This is a genomic window from Vibrio sp. 10N.261.46.A3 (assembly GCF_041472995.1).
In the GTDB taxonomy this organism is placed as follows: Bacteria; Pseudomonadota; Gammaproteobacteria; order Enterobacterales; family Vibrionaceae; genus Vibrio; species Vibrio coralliirubri.
Genome location: NZ_JBFRRH010000207.1, coordinates 1 through 1,925, shown reverse-complemented (window position 1 = coordinate 1,925; position 1,925 = coordinate 1). Strand labels below are relative to the sequence as shown.

Sequence of the window (1,925 nt, the reverse complement as noted above, 5' to 3'; positions counted from 1 at the left end):
TCAAGTTGATTCGGTATAAGTAAAATATGGCTGCCAGGATGTTTTTTTGTTTTTGCTAGCACATAGGTATAGATATTCGAATGAAATACACAAGAGGGCGTAGTGTTTTCATTGTTAAGAACTCGTTGGAAAAAATCAAGTCGAGAGGCATTGTCAATGAGTATATGTACTATTTTTCTTTGTTTCATTACGCAGATCCATCAGTTGTTAGTAAGGTCCTGACTGTTTTTATTGCGATAGTTAAATCTAACTCGAAGCTGTAGTGCTTAATATAATAGAGATCATAACCTAGCTTTGTCTGCGTTGATTCTGAATTGTCGGTATATCCTTGATTTATCTGTGCCCAGCCTGTGATTCCTGGCTTTACCGTGTGGCGATAGTTGTAAAATGGGATTTGTTGTTTATATATTTCAACAAATATAGGCTGCTCAGGCCTTGGTCCTATTAATGACATTTCCCCTTTTAATACATTTAAAAGCTGTGGGATCTCATCTAATCGGAATTTTCTTAATAAAGCTCCAATGGAATGAATTCGATGTTTTTCTTTGGTTGCAAATTTCGCATTTTTGATTGATGTTGAGTTGTACATGGTTCTAAATTTGTATAACGTAAAGTTTGTGCCATTTTTGCCAACTCGAGTTTGGGTATATATTACTTTCCCTGGATCTTGAATGTAAAGTAGAGCTGAAATAATAGAACATAAAAGAATAGTTATAGGAAGAAATAGTAGAATAAGAGCGACTTCTAGTGCGGACTTTATTTTTAAGTATCTAGAGTTTGGGATGATAGATTGTAAGGTGGTTTCGGATAAATGAGTGGTTGATACTTGTCTATTTAAGCGCTCAGTAATTACTTCTGAATGATAAACAGGAATTTGAGCAAGAGCACAATCTGCAAGGAGTTGAACCGTATCTGTTGAGTATATTTCATGGAGGTTAGTAACTAGTCCATCGGAGCTTTTTTTGATTTGATGCAGTGATATGTCTTTCTGATACTGATATACAGTAATGTTTTTATAACGTGAGTCAACATTATCTACCGAGCCTGTAAGAGAATATAATGTAATATTTTGCTTTTTATGCAAACGATAATATATGATAATCCAAATAAAGGTTAAGGCAGCCCCTATAATCAAAGCAGGACGAGAGTAATCTATTCGGACAAGTATAATAAATAGGGCTGAAATACCATAACTACTTAAAAGTGTAATAATGAGTTCGTGCTGTTTATTTAAAAACAGTCTGTTTTTTGATGGAAGAGTATAGGTGGTTAATAAAAAAACAAAAATAACCAAAACCATAGAATTAAGAACAGTGTTTGGTAAATGAGAGTATGTGAATAGACACCAACTTGTTATGATTAATTGAATGCTAAGAAGTGCCAATGAATGTTGGATCGTATAAAGCTTCATAGTAATTCGTATGTTGTATTTCCTGTGGTGGAGTGTATCAAAAATTAAGGTTAGCAGCGAGGTTATAAGGTGCAGGTTTTTTCCTAAATTTAGGGAGCTGAATCTCAATTTACGACCTGTTTTACTCAGCTTTCATTCAAGATCTAGATTAATGACCAAGTCTTGTTGTAAAACAATTACCAGGAAATGACATAACCAAGCTTAGTCAATCCTGGGTCACAGACGTTTGGATTAGTGAAGGAGCATGCTAACAATGACAACAACACAATCATTGCGGATCTAGTTTGACTCATGCGAACTAGCTCATTAATCAAACGTGCATTGTCACTAGTTCCAAGAATGGAGGTCAGCATTCTTGGGATTGGTTATCATCGGGAGCTAGGTGTTAGCTGTCAGAATTTATATGCTTCAAACTAACATTGGTATAAATGGTGCCATTATCATAATTATTCTCTTTTATATAGCGTTTTATGAAGAGTTAGAACCTTACTTGCACGGCAAGATCATTATAAAT

General features: G+C 34.6%; 1 protein-coding gene and 1 pseudogene. Both read right to left on the bottom strand.

What is annotated here, in order from left to right; all coding sequences use genetic code 11:
* Positions 1-188, bottom strand: a pseudogene (locus tag AB4484_RS26685) (hypothetical protein); the annotation flags it as partial.
* Positions 188-1,411, bottom strand: a complete 1,224-nt coding sequence (locus tag AB4484_RS26680; RefSeq protein WP_372081053.1) for a sugar transferase — start codon at positions 1,409-1,411, stop codon at positions 188-190. The pseudogene AB4484_RS26685 and the gene AB4484_RS26680, both read right to left, overlap by 1 nt.
* Positions 1,412-1,925: the final 514 nt, after the last annotated feature.

What these genes read in the sequence shown, in the direction of transcription:
- AB4484_RS26680 (WP_372081053.1), bottom strand. Translation starts at nt 1,411, where the DNA reads ATGAAGCTTTATACGATCCAACATTCATTGGCACTTCTTAGCATTCAA.